10 protein-coding genes and 2 pseudogenes are annotated in these 15647 nt (G+C 74.9%); 6 read left to right on the top strand and 6 right to left on the bottom strand.

Annotation, left to right across the window (positions count from 1 at the left end):
- Positions 1-96: 96 nt before the first annotated feature.
- Positions 97-1083 carry an ArsR/SmtB family transcription factor gene (locus ACFVHI_RS12560; protein ID WP_380338384.1) on the bottom strand — a complete coding sequence of 329 codons (987 nt, stop codon included), beginning with the start codon at positions 1081-1083 and terminating at the stop codon, positions 97-99.
- Positions 1084-1203: 120 nt separating this feature from the next.
- Here ACFVHI_RS12560 and ACFVHI_RS12555 point away from each other — a divergent pair, with 120 nt between their 5' ends.
- A complete protein-coding gene (locus ACFVHI_RS12555) occupies positions 1204-2634 on the top strand; it encodes an MFS transporter (RefSeq protein ID WP_380338381.1) in 1431 nt (476 codons plus the stop codon).
- A 170-nt stretch (positions 2635-2804) separates the two neighbouring features.
- On the top strand, positions 2805-3578 hold the full coding sequence (locus ACFVHI_RS12550) for an enoyl-CoA hydratase family protein (protein ID WP_063350153.1): 774 nt from the start codon (positions 2805-2807) through the stop codon (positions 3576-3578).
- 121 nt (positions 3579-3699) lie between these two features.
- Here the strand turns inward: ACFVHI_RS12550 and ACFVHI_RS12545 are convergent, their stop codons facing one another.
- Entirely contained in the window at positions 3700-4461 is a 762-nt protein-coding gene (locus tag ACFVHI_RS12545; protein WP_380338378.1) for a maleylpyruvate isomerase family mycothiol-dependent enzyme, read from the bottom strand.
- Positions 4462-4629: 168 nt separating this feature from the next.
- Here ACFVHI_RS12545 and ACFVHI_RS12540 point away from each other — a divergent pair, with 168 nt between their 5' ends.
- Complete coding sequence (locus ACFVHI_RS12540) at positions 4630-5385, top strand: DapH/DapD/GlmU-related protein (protein WP_063350155.1); 756 nt, start codon at positions 4630-4632, stop codon at positions 5383-5385.
- A 45-nt stretch (positions 5386-5430) separates the two neighbouring features.
- On the opposite strand, the gene ACFVHI_RS12535 is transcribed toward ACFVHI_RS12540, so the two are convergent.
- On the bottom strand, positions 5431-6927 hold the full coding sequence (locus ACFVHI_RS12535) for a PucR family transcriptional regulator (RefSeq protein WP_380338375.1): 1497 nt from the start codon (positions 6925-6927) through the stop codon (positions 5431-5433).
- 114 nt (positions 6928-7041) lie between these two features.
- Here ACFVHI_RS12535 and ACFVHI_RS12530 point away from each other — a divergent pair, with 114 nt between their 5' ends.
- Positions 7042-8034, top strand: a complete 993-nt coding sequence (locus ACFVHI_RS12530; protein WP_380338372.1) for an esterase/lipase family protein — start codon at positions 7042-7044, stop codon at positions 8032-8034.
- Positions 8035-8128: 94 nt separating this feature from the next.
- Here the strand turns inward: ACFVHI_RS12530 and ACFVHI_RS12525 are convergent.
- Positions 8129-8659 (bottom strand): annotated as a pseudogene (locus ACFVHI_RS12525) (HutD family protein); the annotation flags it as partial.
- Positions 8660-8863: 204 nt separating this feature from the next.
- A pseudogene (locus ACFVHI_RS12520) lies at positions 8864-10147 on the bottom strand (MFS transporter); the annotation flags it as partial.
- Positions 10148-10164: 17 nt separating this feature from the next.
- Here ACFVHI_RS12520 and ACFVHI_RS12515 point away from each other — a divergent pair.
- Entirely contained in the window at positions 10165-11442 is a 1278-nt protein-coding gene (locus ACFVHI_RS12515; protein ID WP_079136045.1) for an ROK family protein, read from the top strand.
- 143 nt (positions 11443-11585) lie between these two features.
- Positions 11586-12797, top strand: a complete 1212-nt coding sequence (locus tag ACFVHI_RS12510) for a PLP-dependent cysteine synthase family protein (RefSeq protein WP_380338369.1) — start codon at positions 11586-11588, stop codon at positions 12795-12797.
- Positions 12798-12988: 191 nt separating this feature from the next.
- Here ACFVHI_RS12510 and ACFVHI_RS12505 read toward each other — a convergent pair whose 3' ends face one another.
- The gene (locus ACFVHI_RS12505) at positions 12989-15442 is read right to left on the bottom strand and encodes a right-handed parallel beta-helix repeat-containing protein (RefSeq protein WP_380338366.1); all 2454 of its coding nucleotides are present in this window, start codon (positions 15440-15442) and stop codon (positions 12989-12991) included.
- Between the last annotated feature and the right edge of the window lie 205 nt (positions 15443-15647).

The following is a 15647-nucleotide window of genomic DNA, read 5'->3' as shown; positions in this document are numbered from 1 at the left end:
GGGGGGGGTGGGGCCGGGGGGGGGGGGGGGGGGCCTAACTGTTCACAACTTAAATAAAGCTAATAACATTTGTACTAATCTGTTATCTGTTACTTGTCACCTGTTCGCCCCCGTCAGTTCGTCCCCGAGCGGGCTGCGCAGGTACAGCACCGAGCGGCCGTGCCGGGCCCGGGTGACCAGGCCGGTGGCGGCGAGGACGGACAGGTGCTGGCTGACCGCGCCGGGGGTGACGCCCAGCCGGTAGGCGAGGTCGGTGGTGGAGGCGGGTTCGGCGAGCAGGGCCAGCAGTCGGGCCTTCGGCGCGCCGACCAGCGCCTCCAGCGCCCGCGGCGGCACCGGCGTCCCCGGGCCGGCCATGCCCGCCTGGCCGCGCGCCGGGTAACTGATCTGCGGCGCACGCTCGTTGCTGATCATCGTGATCGCGCCGCGGGCGAAGAAGGTCGGGATGAGGACGAGGCCGCGGCCGTCCACGGCGGTCTCCGCGTCCCAGTCCGTCCACCGGCGGTTGATCGACAGGACGCCGTCCTCCCAGTGCAGCCGGTGGTCCAGGTCGGCGAAGAGCGCCGCCGCGCCGTGCTGGGAGAGCAGCCGGGCCCGGTAGACCAGGTCGGCGTCCAGGACCGCACGGGCCTGCGGCCACCAGGACGGCGCGAGGCAGACCTCCCAGTACTCCTCCAGCGCATCGGCGATCCGCTGCAACAGCCGCGCCGGGTCGGCCAGTCCGGTGGCGAGCGCGGCGGGCAGGGGCCGCCCGTGTGGCAGGAAGACCTGCTCCAGTTCGGGGCGCAGCTGCTCCGGCGGCAGCGCGCGGACGGTGGCCAGCTCGGTGCGGAAGTCGGCGGCGGGCGAGGTCGGGCGGGGCGTCAGGAAGTCGGGGATCCAGCGGTTCCCGGCGATGAGCGACAGCAGCAGCGTGGAGTCCAGCCGTTCGAAGGCGGGCCGGAGCCGTTCGAAGGCCGGGGTCTGGAGCTGGTAGACCCCGGGGTGGGTCCACATGCGCAGGCTGAGCGAGGCCTCCTGGATCGGGGAGACGGCGAACCAGGTGGTGGCGAGGTCGGCCAGGCCGAGCGTGAAGCGGTGCACGGGGGGTGCTCTCCTGCGGCGCGGCGCATGGGCGCCGGGGCTGGGGCGCGTGGGGCGCTTGGTTTTAGCCAGAGCCTAAAGGAGTACCGGACCCGGGCCGTCCGGCGGTGTGATCAGCACATGACCACCACCTCGCCGGCGGAGACGTCCGGACCCGACCCCGCCATGCCCGGAGGCGCCGCCATCACGGCAACCACCGCAAGCACCGCAGACACCGCAACGATCGCAACGACCGCAAACCCCGGAGACACCGCAGGCCCGCAGGCCGGCGGCGGGCTCGTCAGCGCCGTGCGACGGCGGCTGCACCCCGACCCGATGGTCCGGCGGCTGGCCGGGATCACTCTGGTCAACACGATCGGCAGCGGCCTGTCCCTGTCCGTCGCGGTGCTGTTCTTCACCCGGGTGCTCGGTCTGAGTGCCGCCCAGCTGGGGCTCGGGCTGACCGCCGCCGGCCTGTGCGGCGTCGTCGCGAGCGTGCCGGCCGGGCGGGCCGCCGACCGTTGGGGAGCCCGGCCGGTGCTGGTCGTGCTGGTCGCAGTGCAGGCGGTCGGCACCGCCGGGTACACGCTCGTGCACAGCTATCCGGCCTTCGTGGTGCTGGCCTGCGGGGTCGCGGCCGTCGACCGCGGGTCCGCCGCCGTGCGGAACGCGCTCTACGCCGAGGTGCTGCCGCCCGACCGCCGGGTGGCGGGCCGGGCCTACCTGCGGGTGGTGACCAACGTGGGCATCTGCCTGGGGACGGCCGTCGGCGCGATCGCGCTCCAGGTGGACACCAAGCCGGCCTATCTGACGGCGATTCTGGCCGACGCCGCTTCCTTCGTGGTTGTCGCCGTGCTGTTCCACCGCCTCCCCGCCCACCGCCTCCCCGCCCACGCGCACCCGGCCCCGGTCGCGCCGTCCGCGGAACCGGGGGACGGCGGTGCCCGGCGGGGCAAGCGGCGCAATCCGGCGCTGCGGGACGGCCCGTTCCTGGTCGTGACGGTGCTGAACGCGGTCCTCGCCCTGCAGTTCGCCGTTCTGGAGGTCGGCGTGCCGCTGTGGATCGTCCATGACACCGAGGCGCCCCGGATCACCGTCGCGGGCACCCTGATCGTCAACACCCTGCTGGTGATCGCCCTTCAGGTGCGGGCCACCCGGGGGACGGAGGACCGGGCGACGGCAGCCCGGCTCTGCGGCCGCGGGGGGCTGCTGCTCGCCGCCTCGTGCCTGGTCGTCGGCCTCGCGCACGGCCTGCCCGCGCTCGTCGCCGCCGTGGTGGTGCTCGGCGGCATCGCGCTGCAGTCGCTGGGCGAGGTGTTCGGCCAGGCCGGCGGCTGGGCGCTCAGCTACGACCTCGCGGGGGAGCGCGACCACGGCGCCTACCAGGGCGTGTACAACGCGGGTTCGGCGGCGTCGATGATGGCCGGTCCGGCCTTGGTCAGCACTGCCGTGATCGGGTTCGGTCTGGCCGGCTGGGCCGTCCTGGGCGCGGTGCTGGCGGCGGCGGGCCTGGCGATGGGCCCCGCCGTCCGGTGGGCCGGGCGACGGGGAGGGTACGCCGAGGCTCGGTGACGCGGCTGCTCCCGGACGAGCGCGAGGGCCTCGATCCCGATCAGCGCCTCGGGCCAGATTGGCTCTGGCCGAGGGGTGGGTGGGCGTGCCAGAGTCGTCCGGGCGTCGCCCGGGCACCCGGGGCGGCGCGGCAGTCCGACCCACCCTCAGCCGGAAGGCAGGCCCCGCCGATGACCAGCGCAGAGCCCCTCGTCCGCGTCACCACCGCCGACGCCGTCACCACGATCACCCTCGACTCGCCGCACAACCGCAACGCACTCTCCACCCGGCTGATGGCCGAGCTGCACGCCGGTCTGGCGGTCGCCGCGGCCGACCCGGAGGTCCGGGCCGTGGTGCTCGGGCACACCGGCAAGGTGTTCTGCGCGGGTGCGGACCTGTCCGAGGCGACCGGCGCGGACCCGACGGTCGGCCCGCGCGGCCTGGTCGAGCTGCAGCGGGCGATCGTCGACTGCACCAAGCCGGTGATCGCCGTGATCGACGGGCACGCCCGGGCCGGCGGCCTCGGCCTGATCGGCGCGGCGGACCTCGCCCTCGCCGGGCCGGCCGCGACCTTCGCGTTCACCGAGGTCCGGCTCGGCCTCGCGCCCGCTGTGATCTCGCTGCCGCTGCGCCCCAAGCTGGACCCGCGCGCCGCCTCCCGCTACTACCTCACCGGTGAGGTCTTCGACGCCGCCGAGGCCGCCCGGATCGGCCTGATCACCCGCGCCACCGAGTCCGCCGAGGACACCGGGGTCGCGTTGAAGGGCCTGCTGGACGCGCTGCGCCAGGGCTCCCCGCAGGGGCTGGCGGAGTCCAAGCGGCTGGCCAACGCCGAGGTGGTGCGGTCCTTCGAGCGGGACGCGGAGGGGCTGGTGGAGCTGTCGGCGCGGCTGTTCGGGTCGGCGGAGGCGCAGGAGGGGATGCGGGCGTTCCTGGAGAAGCGGCCCGCGCGCTGGGTGCGCTGACCCCGGGCCGCTCCACCCCCCCGGCTCCCGCTCCCAGCGCGCGGCGCGCTACCCGCGGCGCGCTACCCGCGGCGCGCTACCCGCGGCGCGCTACCCGCGGCGCGCTACGTGCAGCGCGGCCTCAGCCGATGACCGCGCTGGTCCGCCAGAGTTCGAGCAGCGCCTCGTCGCCGGCGAGTTCGACCTGCGCGGACCCGACCGGGAGCCGGTTCCACAGCAGCAGGTACAGGTCGTGGGCGGGGCCGGTGAGGGTGAGGTCGGCCGGTTCGGCGGCGCCGCCCGTGCCGATGGTCGGCGGCTCCTGGGTGATGGTCAGCTGCCAGGAGCCGGGGCCGTCGGTGGTCCGGACCCCGATGGTGCGGGTCCGTTCGCTGCGCAGCCGGGAGCGGCTGCTGGCCACGAAGCCGCCCAGCAGTTCGTCGATGCCGTCGAGGGCGAGAGCGGTGTCCACCCGGGGGCCCTCGGTGCCGGCCGCCGCGTCGGCGTCGGCGCGGTGGACGGCGGTCTCGTGCGCCTGGCGGCGGGCCCAGAACCCGAGCGGGCTGGGCGACGGCAGGAAGCTCCAGCACTCGACGTCGGCCGGGGCCCGGGTGAGCGTGTCCACCAGGGCGGCGTGGCCTTCGCGGAACCAGTCGAGCAGTGCCGCGTCGGACGGCGCCGGCCCGATCACGGCCCGCCTGCCGTCCTCGTCGAGGGGCGCGGGCAGGCCCTGGGAGGGGTAGGCGGCGGCCCAGCGGTGGACGTTTCCGACGTGCCTCAGCAGGTCGTTGAGGCTCCAGTCCGGGCAGGTCGGCACGGGGGCGGCGAGGTCGGTACGGGCGGCCGCTTCGGCGAGCAGGGTGCCCTCGCGGCGCAGGGCGTCGATGTGTTCGGTGATCTCCATGGGGGGAGTGTTGCACCGGAGCCCGCCGGCCGGTTGCGGTTTTCGGACCCGCCCGGGTGGAGGGCCGGGCCTGGCCGTGGGAGGCCGCAGGCCAGGGTGGGTGCGGGGCCGGTGTGATGTTGACCGCCCGGCGGCCGGCCGGACCCTACGGGCCGGTAACGTGAGGGCATGCCGATAACCCGTTCGCTGCTCTCCGCGGTCCGAGCCGGTGGCCGCCGTGCCGCCAGCCGCCTCGTCCACCGGGGCTGGCGCTGGGTGCAGCGGACCGGTGCGGTCACCCGGCAGAGCCCGGGGCCGTACCGGTTCGGCGAGTTGGGCGACGGTACGACACTGGCGTTCCCGCTCGGCGCGGTCTTCAACGAGCAGTGGATCACCATCGGGCCGTTCTCGATCATCGGCGAGCGGGTCACCATCAGCGCCGGTTTCCTGCCCGGCCTCGACCTCGGGCCCGAGCCGATCGTACGGATCGGCGGCGGCTGTGTGATCGGCCGGGACAGCCACATCGTGGGCCACCAGTCGATCGTCCTCGGCGACGACGTGTGGACCGGGCCCGGTGTCTACATCTCCGACCAGGCGCACGAGTACCGGTCCACCGACCTGCCGATCGGCAAGCAGTGGCCGCGCAACGAACCGGTGGAGATCGGTGCCGGGAGCTGGATCGGCACCGGAGCGGTGATCCTGCCGGGGGCCCGGATCGGCCGCAACGTGGTGGTCGCGGCGGGCGCGGTGGTGCGCGGCGAGGTGCCCGACCACAGCGTGGTGGCCGGGGCGCCGGCCAAGGTGGTCCGCCGTTGGACGGCCGAGGAGGGCTGGCAGCCGCCGCTGCGCCACGACGCACCCCAGCCGGTGCCGGACGGCGTGACGGCGGAGCAACTGCGGGCCCTGGTGGGGTGGGACCTGCGGTTGCCGGGGGAGCAGGGCTGATGCACCCGCGCCGCCGTTCCCGGTGGGGCGGGTGCCGGTACGTCGCTATCGGACTGCGGGGGCCTGTTCGGCGGCGCGGGCGGCGATGGCGGCGGTGATCCGCAGGACGTCGGCGGGGCGGGCGGGGTCGAGGCCGGTGAGGGCGGCGATCCGGCGCAGCCGGTAGTCGACGGTGTTCGGGTGCAGGTGCAGGGCGCCCGCGGTGTGCCGCCGGTTGAGCCCGCCGGCCAGGTGGGTGCGCAGGGTGGTGAGCAACTCGCCGCCGTCGGCCAGTGGTTCGAGCAGTGCGGCGAGCCGGGGGCGGGCCTGGCTGGGGCGGGTGAGCTGGTATTCGAGCAGGACGTCGTCGAGCCGGTACAGGCCGGGCGGACGGTCGAACGTGCGGGCCACGTCCAGGACTTCGTACGCGAGCGCGGCCGCGCCCGGCACCTCGTCGGGTGCGGCGGCCGCCGCCGCGGCCAGGACGGGGACGCCTCCGGCCCGGGCGGCCGCGGCGACGGTGGCGGCGAGGTGCTGCCACGGGAGTTCGGCGGGCGTGCCGGGGCGCCCGGACGCTCGCTCCGGCCGGGGCTCCGGCCGGGCCTCCGGGGGCGGCCCGAGCGGGACGAGCACGAGGCCGCCCGAGGGGGTGAGCGCGGTGATCGCCGACTGCCGCGTCCGGTGGTCGAGTTCGGTGACGAGCCGGCGGAGCTTGCGGCGGCCGGCGATGCCCGGGTCGACGCCGGGGGCGTGCTCGTCGGGATGGTCGGCGACGGACAGGCACAGGACGGCGTACCGGGGCGGCAGTTGGAGCCCGGCCCGGGCGGCGGCCTCGTCCGCCGGGGTGCCGGCGAGCAGTGCGGTGAGCAGCGACTGCCGGGCGGCGCCGCGCCGGTCGCCGGTCGGGCGGCGTTCGTCGAGGTAGCCGGCGCCGGCGGCGGTGGTGGCCTGGCGGAGCTGGTCGAGCAGCAGCCGGTTGAGGACGAGCAGGTCGGCGGCGTCGCCGTCGCGGGCGTGCCGGGTGACGAACTCCCAGCAGACCTCCAGCCCGAGGTGGTGGGCGAGCAGGACGGCGTCCAGCGGCAGGCCCTCCTCGGCGCGGCGGGCGGCGGCCTCCCGGACGGCGGCGAACTCCTCGTCGGGGGCGGGGAGTCCGGTGCGGACGGCGTGGGCCAGGGCGCGGATCCGGCGCTCGGTGTCGCGGGTGAGTTCGCCGGTGAGCTGTTCGCGGGGCAGGCGGTGGTACACCGGCACGCGGTCCAGCAGGGCGGCGACCACGCTCTCGGCCAACTCGCGTACACCGCCCAGGAGTCGCTGGTCGGCCGGCCGGCCGCCGATCACCGGGACGCGCCAGCCGGGCGTGCGGTCGGCGGTGCGGTCGGGCACGCGGTCGGGAGCGCGGTCGGGCGCGCGCACGGTGGTGTGGTCGGGGACGGCGGTGGGCTCGGGCGCACGGACGAGTGTGCGGTCGGCTGCCGCGGCGGGTGCGGAGTGCGGCTCGGAGGGGGGTGTGGCGTCGGGTGAGCGGCCGGGCGAGGCGGCGGGTGCGTTGTGACCGGTCACAGAGAACACCGTCCAGGTCTGGGGAACGCCCAAGGGCCGGGCCGGAGGGGCGACCGCATGATGGAGCCACTCGGGTTACCTGTTGGTAACAAACTTCCGCCGTGGAGGCAACAGTTGAGAACCCCACTTCTCCGCTTCTCCGCAACTCCCGTGCGCCGCAGGCTCGGCGGGGCCATCGGCGCGACCGTGCTGGCGGGCGCGCTGCTGGCCGGCGCGTCGGCCGCCCCGGCGAGCGCCGCGACGTCCCCCTCCGTCGCGCCCGCCGCCGCCCGCTCCCTCAGCGCTGCCGCCACCTCCGCCGCCGCCGAACTGCCGCCCGACGGTGACTCGGTGGCCTCGCCGCCCGGTGCCAACGACTGGAACTGCCGCCCGAGCGCCGCCCACCCCGATCCGGTGGTCCTCGTGCACGGCACCTTCGCCAACCGTTACGAGAACTGGCTCGCGCTCTCCCCGCTGCTGAAGGGCCTCGGGTACTGCGTCTTCGCGCTCGACTACGGCACCATCCCGGGCATCACCTCCAGCGGCAGCGGCCTGCTGCTGCCGATCGGCGGCCTGGGCCCGGTGCCCGAGTCGGCCGCCCAACTCGGGCGGTTCGTCGACCTGGTGCTGAAGGCCACCGGCGCGGCCAAGGTCGACATCGTCGGGCACTCGCAGGGCGGCATGCTGCCGAACTACTACCTGAAGTTCCTCGGCGGGGCCGCGAAGGTCGGCCGGCTGGTCGGCCTGGCGCCGTCCAACCACGGCACGACGCTCGACGGGATCACCAAGCTCGTGCCGTACTTCCCCGGCGTCGCGGACCTGATCTTCACCGTCTGCCAGGCCTGCCGCGACCAGGCGGTGGGCTCCGACTTCAACCGCACGATGGCTTCCCGCCCGGACACCGTGCCGGGCGTGAGCTACACGGTGATCTCGACCGTGTACGACGAGGTCGTCACCCCGTGGCGGACCCAGTTCCTGACCGGCCCGGCCGTCGACAACGAGGTGCTGCAGAACCACTGCCCGATCACGCTCGCCGAGCACGTGGTGATCGCGTTCTCGCCGACGGCGCTGCACCTGGTGACCAACGCCCTGGATCCGGCGCACGCCACACCGGTGTTCTGCGGCTGAGCCGCACCCACCGGAACGCTGCGGCCCGGGAGACCTCCCTCCCGGGCCGCGGCGTTCCGGTGTCCGGGCGCCCGCGCGCCCCGGTTCCTCGGCGTCAGCGCGACGGGCGGAGCGTGACCACGGCGGTGACCCCGCCGGCCCGGACCAGCACCTCGCGCGGACCGGCCCCCTTCAGCAGGGCGGCGTCGTAGCGGTCGAGCACCGTGTCACCGTCGACGGCGGCCGAACCGGCGAGGCAGACCAGCAGGACGGTCGCCCCCGGCGGGACGTCCACGACGGCCGGTGCGGTCAGCACGTCCACGGTGGCAGCGACCCGGCCGCGACGGGTCATCACGTTGAAGTCGACCACCGGGCCGGCCGACAGCCGGCAGTCCGTCACGGCGTCACCGGAGAAGGCGAAGGGGCGGAAGGGCGCGTCGACCAGCTGCTCGGCGCCGTCGACGGTGAGCGTCATGCCGGGGCCCTCGACCAGGGTGATCACCCGGTCGACGCCGGGGAACGGCGAGAACGGCCCGGCCGACGCGACGTCCGCGAGGCTGACCCGCCAGTCGAAGGCGTCCAGCCCGGCCCCGACGGGAAAGCCGGCGACCTCCCTGGTCACCCCGCCCCCGTTGAGCCACGCCGTGGCCGGGCGCTCGGCCGCCCGCAGTACCTGGATCCGTCCGCTGCTCGTCATGGCCCGCATCCTGCCACCACGTCCGCGCGCGGCCGCGTCGGGCGTCGCCCGGGGCCGTCGGCGGTGGGGACGGTCGGACACCGGCCGTGCCGACGACCCGGGTGCTCCCGTCAGTGCCGACAGACGGTCAGTGCCGACGGACGGCCAACGCCGACGGACGGCCAGTGGCAGGAGCGCCGCCGCCGTGGCCGCCACCGCGACGGTGGTCAGGGCCATCGGCAGCCCCGCCGCGTCGGCGAGGAAGCCGATCACCACCGGGCCGATCAGCATGCCGCCGTACCCGAGCGTCGAGGCGAATGCGACGCCCTGCGGGCCGCCCGCCGCACCGGCCCGGGCGATCGCGAGGGGGAAGAGGTTGGCGAGGCCGAGGCCGACCAGGACGAACCCGCAGACGGCCAGCGGCACCACCGGGGCGAGGGCGGCGACCAGCATGCCGACCGCCGCGGTCAGGCCGCCGAGCAGCATCAGCCGGGTCTGGCCGAGCCGGATGGACAGCCAGGTGCCGCCGACCCGTCCGCTGGTCATGGCGAAGGCGTACGCGGCGTACCCGGCGGCGGCCGTCCCGGGGCTGGCGTGGACGTCGTCGGTGAGGTGGAGGGTGGTCCAGTCGGCGATCGCGCCTTCGCCGTACGCGGTGCACAGCGCGGTGAGGCCGAGAAGCAGGACGAGCAGCCGCAGGTGCGGGGCGGCGCGGCCGGCCGTGGTGCGGGTGTCGTGGCCGTTCGCGTCGTCGCCGATGGCGTCGCCGTCGCCCGTGCGGCCGGGCGCGACCAGCGGCGCGGCGGGGCTGCGCAGCAGGGCGGCGGGGCTGCGCAGCAGGGCGGCGCCTGCGGCGGCGGTGACGGCGAGGCCGAGCAGACCGCCGAGCGCGAGCGCCCAGGCGGTGCTCAGCGCACCGGCGAGGAGCCCGCCGAGGCCCGCGCCGAGCAGACCGCCGAGGCTGTACCCGGCGTGGAAGCTCGGCATGACGGGCCGTCGCAGCTGCGCCACCAGGTCGACGGCTGCGCTGTTCATCGCGACGTTGGCGCCGCCGTACCCGGCGCCGAAGAGCAGCAGCACGCCGCCGAGCGCGGTGACCGAGTGGGCGTGTGCGGGCAGCGGGACGGCGAGGCTGAGCAGGGCGAGCGAGCCGACGGTCACCGGGCGCGAGCCGTACCGCAGGCACAGCCGCCCGACGAGCGGCATGGTGAGGACGGCGCCGATCGACAGGCAGAGCAGGGCCAGTCCGAGGGCGCTGTGCGAGGCGTTGACCTGGCTGCGGATGTCCGGGATGCGGACCACCCAGGCGGCGAAGAGGAAGCCGTCGACGGCGAAGAACGCGGTGAGTGCGAGCCGTGCCGAGCCCCAGGGGCTGTCCGTGCCGGGGGGTGTGCTGAGAGACTGGGGGGAGGTCTGGTCGGGTCGAGGACGCGGGCGGATTTTGTTTCGAAGCGGCACAAAGTCACAATAGGGGCGTGCAGCTCTCACCTTCAAGTCCGCGACCAGGTTCCGGAACCGACCTCGAAGCGCAGCGCGACGCCCACCGCCGCGCGGCCCCCGATCGCGGTCGGACGCTGCTCGGCCCCGCGCTCTCGCTCATCCACACCGGACAGACGCCCACCCGCTCGGCGCTCACCCGCGCGCTGGACGTCACCCGGGCCACCGCCGGGGCCGTCACGGCCGAACTGGAGGCGCTCGGGCTGATCACCGTCGACTCGCGCCCGGCCGGCGGCGGACGCGGACGCCCCTCGCACCGGCTCGCGATCGACCCGCAGGGCCCGGTCGTGGTCGCGGGGCAGATCCACGCCGACGGACTGAGCGTCACCCTGGCCGGCCTCGGCGGCCTGCTCGACCCGCCCGTCCACCTGCCGCTGCCCGCCGCCACCGACCCCGTCCGGATGCTGCGCGCCGTCGCCGAGGCGGGCGCCGAACTCGCCCGCGCGACCAGCCGGCGCTGCCTCGGCGCCGCGCTCGCCCTGCCCAACCCGGTCACCGAACCCGACGGCGCCGCGCTCGCCGCACTGCACTTCGCCTGGCCCAGCGGCACCCCGGTCGCCGACCTGTACGACGTCGAGGTGGGCCGCGCCGACCACGGCCCCGGCGCCCGTCGGCCACTGCCCACCGCCCTCGCCAACGACGCCAACCTCGCCGCGCTCGCCGAGTACCGGCACGGTGCCGGGCGCGGTGCCCGTCACCTGCTCCTCGTCACCTCCGGCCACCGCGGCGTCGGCGGTGCGCTGGTGATCGACGGCCACCTGCACACCGGCAGCGCCGGGCTGGCCCTGGAGGTCGGCCACCTCACCGTCGACCCGCAGGGCCGGCTCTGCCCGTGCGGCAACCGGGGCTGCCTGAACTCCGAGACCGACCCCGACGCACTGTTCGCCGCCGCCGGGCTCACCCCCGAACCGGGGCGCCCGCTGCTCGACCAGGCGCGCGAACTGTGCCGGGCGGCCGCCACCGACGATCGCGCGCGGGCCGCCGTGGAACACGTCATCGACCGGCTCGGGCTCGGACTCGCGGGCGTCGCCAACATCCTCAACCCGGACCGGGTGGTCCTCAGCGGGCTCCACCTCGACCTGCTGGAGGCCGCGCCCGAGCGGCTGCGCGCGGTGGTCGCCGAGCGCAGCCTGTGGGGGCGCAGCGGGCGGGTGCCGATCGTCGGCGCGGAGCTGGCGCACGGTGCGCTCGCGGGTGCGGCGGAGCTGGGCTGGGGGCCGTACCTGGCGGACCCGCAGTCGGTGACGGCGGGCTGAACCCGGGGCCGGGCGTCGGGCTGGGGGGCGACAGGTCGGACCAGGGGCGATAAGCGGAAGCTGGGACTGCGAAAACGGTCACTTATCGTGACTCTCCTACACTCGTAGTGAGCAGTGGGGGGTCGTAACGAGGGAGAGTGGCCATGAGCACCCAATCCGGCGGGACCCAGTCCGGCGGAGCGAGCGGCATCGAGCCGACCGCGAGCGTCGAGCCGACCGTCGAGCCGACCGTCGACGCCGCGCCGACCACCGGCATCGAGCCGACCGTCGATGTCGACCGGACCGACCCGCAGTACCGCGCCTGGCTCAAGGAGGCGGTGCGCAAGGTCCAGGCCGACGCCAACCGCTCCGCCGACACCCACCTGTTGCGCTTCCCGCTGCCGGGCGAGTGGGGGATCGACCTCTACCTCAAGGACGAGTCCACCCACCCGACCGGCTCGCTCAAGCACCGCCTCGCCCGCTCGCTCTTCCTCCACGGGCTCTGCAACGGCTGGATCCGCCCCGGCAAGCCGGTGATCGAGGCCTCCAGCGGCTCCACCGCCGTCTCGGAGGCGTACTTCGCGCAGCTCGTCGGGGTGCCGTTCATCGCGGTCATGGCCAAGAGCACCAGCCAGGCCAAGATCGACCTGATCGAGTTCCACGGCGGCGAGTGCCACCTGGTCGACCGCTCGGACGAGGTGTACGAGGCCTCCGCCCGGCTCGCCGAGAGCACCGGCGGGCACTACATGGACCAGTTCACCTACGCCGAGCGGGCCACCGACTGGCGCGGCAACAACAACATCGCCGAGTCGGTCTTCGCCCAGCTGCGCCTGGAGCCGCACCCCGAGCCGGCCTGGATCGTCGCCACCGCCGGGACGGGCGGCACCTCGGCGACCATCGCCCGGTACGTGCACTACATGCAGTACGACACCCGGATCTGCGTCGCCGATCCGGAGAACTCCTGTTTCTTCGACGGCTGGGTGCACCACGACCCGGACGCCGTCTGCGAGCGGGGCTCGCGGATCGAGGGCATCGGACGGCCCCGGATGGAGCCGAGCTTCGTCCCGGGGGCGATCGACCGGATGATGAAGGTGCCGGACGCCGCCTCCATCGCCGCCGTGCGGGTGCTGGAGCAGGTGCTCGGGAAGAAGGCGGGGGCGTCCACCGGGACGGGGCTGTGGAGCGCGCTGAAGATCGTCGCCGAGATGAGGGCGACGGGGCGGCGGGGCAGCGTGGTCGGTCTGATCTGTGACCCGGGCGACCGATACCTGGACAAGTACTACTCGGACGACTGGCTGGCCGGCGAGCGGATCGACATCGCGCCGTACCGGGCCGTGCTGGAGTCCTTCCTCGCCGGCGGCGCCTGGACGGGCTGACGCCGAGGTCTCCGGCCCCGCCCGCTCGCCTGCCTGCCCACCCGCTCGTGTTGGCGGCGGCGGTGAACAAATGACCGCGAACAAATGACAGCGAACAGATAACAGATAACAGCTTTCAGATAACAGATTTCAGACTCTGTTATCTGTTCGCCGCCCTCCCCGCCCGACGCCACAGCGCCGAGCCCCCGGCGTCAGGGCAGCGGTGCGCCCGGTAGGTCGGCCGGGACGAGGAGTTGGAGCTCCTCCGTCGAGGGGTCCGCGAGGTGGGCGACCCGCATCGCGTGCCGCTCGACCATGGTCTCGAAGACCTGCCGCGCAGTGCGCCCGTTGCCGAAGTTGGGGCCGCGCTCCAGTCGGGCGAAGTGGTCCAGCAGTACGCCCTCGGTCGCCTCGGCGAGCGCGTACTCGTGCTCGGCGCACTGGGCCCGGGCGATCTCCAGCAGCTCGTCCGCCGTGTAGTCGGGAAAGGTGACGGTGCGTGAGAAGCGGGACGAGACACCGGGGTTGGCGGAGAGGAAGCGTTCCATCTCCAGGGTGTAGCCGGCCACGATGACGACCACTTCGTCCCGGTGGTCCTCCATCAGCTTGACCAGGGTGTCGATGGCCTCCCGCCCGAAGTCGCGCGCGCCGTCCTCGGGGGCGAGCGCGTACGCCTCGTCGATGAAGAGCACCCCGCCGCGCGCGCGGTCGAAGGCGGCGGCGGTGCGGATCGCGGTGGAGCCGATGTGCTCACCGACCAGGTCGACCCGGGCCACCTCGACCAGGTGTCCGCGCTGGAGCACCCCGAGTGAGGCGAGGATCTCGCCGTAGAGCCGGGCGACGGTGGTCTTGCCGGTGCCGGGGGCGCCGGTGAAGACCAGGTGCCGGCGCAGCGAGGGCGCCTTGAGCCCGGCCTGGCGGCGGCGCTTGCCGACCGAGATCAGGTCGATGAGCGTGCGCACCTCCTGCTTGACGGTGGCCAGCCCGACCAGCGCGTCCAGTTCGGCGAGCGCCTCGTCGGCGGGCCGGCAGTCCGGGATCGGGGCGATCGCCGAGGTGGCGGCCGACGCGGCGGACGTGGCGGCGGCGGTGCCGGCCGCACCGGCCCTCCCGGCCATCCCGGCCAACGGGGCACTGGCGGAGGCCAGTTGGGCGGCCCGCGGGCCTGGCACCTCGGCCGCGCCGGCGGCCGGTGCGACGTCGTCCGAGGTGCAGCCCTCGGCGACCGGCCCGGGCTCGGAGAACTCGAAGCCGGCCCGCTCGTTCTGCTCGGCCCGGCAGCGGGTCAGCTGGGTGCGGCAGCCGTCGATGATGTGGAAGCCGAAGCCCTTGCCGTGCGAGACCCGGCAGTCCTCGAAGGTGCCCCGCCCCTGCGCCGAGACGTACACGCCGGCGTCGGTGCTGGCCCGGACGGTGCAGTCGCGCAGCACCGGGTCGGCGCCCTTGGTGACGATCACCCCGGTGGCCACGTCGGAGATCTCGCAGCCGGTGAGCAGGCCGCCGCTGCCGTGGTCGCGGAACCACAGGCCGGTGCCGGCCTCCTGGACCCGGCAGCCGGTGAGGGTCACCGCCGCGCCGCCGCTGACCGAGACCGCCGAGCTGCGGATCCGGCTGAAGGAGCAGTCCGCGGCGGTGGCGGCGGAGTCCCGGTCGAGGACGAACAGCGCGTCCGGCAGGTCGTACAGCGAGCAGTCGGTGAGGGTGAGCCGGGCGCCGTCGCTGACCCACAGTGCCGGGTACTCGCCGGTGGAGCCGTGGATCTGGCAGGACTCGGCGACGGCCTCGGTGCCCTGGTCCCAGACCGAGAGCGCCCCGCGCCCGAAGTCCCGGACGGTGCTGTGGTTGAGGCTGAGCCGGGAGCGGCCGCGCAGGTCGGCGCCGTTCTCCGGCAGGTCGTGCACCCGGCAGCCGGTGAGGACGAGTTCGGCCTCGCCGTCCAGGGTCAGGCCGTTGCCGGTGACCCGGTGGATCTCGCAGTCGACGAGCCGCCCGCGGGCCTGTGATTCGGCCTGGACGCCGCTGCCGCGGATCTCGTAGATCTCGCAGCCGGTCAGTTCGGCGGCGCTGCCCGGGTCGGAGAGCAGGACGCCGGCGCCGACGGCGTGGTGGACCCGGCAGCGGTCGAGGGCGGCGGTGGCGCCGCCGAGGACGGCGAGTCCGGCCTGCCCGGCGGCGGCGACCTCGCAGTCCTCCAGGGCGGCGGCGGTGCCGGGGCCGTGCAGGCGCAGCCCGAGTCCGGCCGGGTTGGCGACGACGCAGCCGCGCAGGGTGGGCCGGGCACCGTCGGTGATCTCGATGCCGGTGGCGGAGCGGGTCTCGATCCGGCAGCCGCTGAGCGAGGGTGCGGTCTGCGGCCCGGTGATCAGGACGGCCGGGGTGGAGCTGTCGCCGCCTTCGACGACGAGGTCGCGGACGATGGCGTCGGCGGTGACGGTCAGCGCCACTCCGGACGGCGGGTCGATCCGGACGGTGCCCGGGCCCTGGGCCGGGACGATCGTCACGGGCTTGTCCAGCAGTACGTTCTCCCGGAACGTCCCCGGCCGGACGGTCACGGTGTCGCCCGGTTCGGCGGCCGCGAGGGCCTCCGCGAGGGTGTCGTACTCGCCTGCGCGGCGGCGCCAGCGGGATGCGCTGTCCTGGGTGACCCGGACCCTGTGCTCTGCCATGACGGTCTGTCGTCCCCACCTTCGTCGAGCCGGCGTTCAACGGGCCGTACGCGCGGGCCGCCCGCCCACCGTAGCGCGCCTCCATGGGTGGTCCGGTCGGCCGCGGTCGCGCGGGCACCGGGGGCTCGCGCCTTCGCCACAGGTTCCGACCACATGTTCAACGAGCGCGCACACCTGTGGTTCCGAGACGGGGACGCGCCGCGGG

Source organism: Kitasatospora sp. NPDC127121 (assembly GCF_042677305.1).
Lineage (GTDB): Bacteria > Actinomycetota > Actinomycetes > Streptomycetales > Streptomycetaceae > Kitasatospora.
The sequence above is the reverse complement of the archived record's forward strand: the minus strand, read 5'-3'. Positions and strand labels throughout refer to the sequence as shown.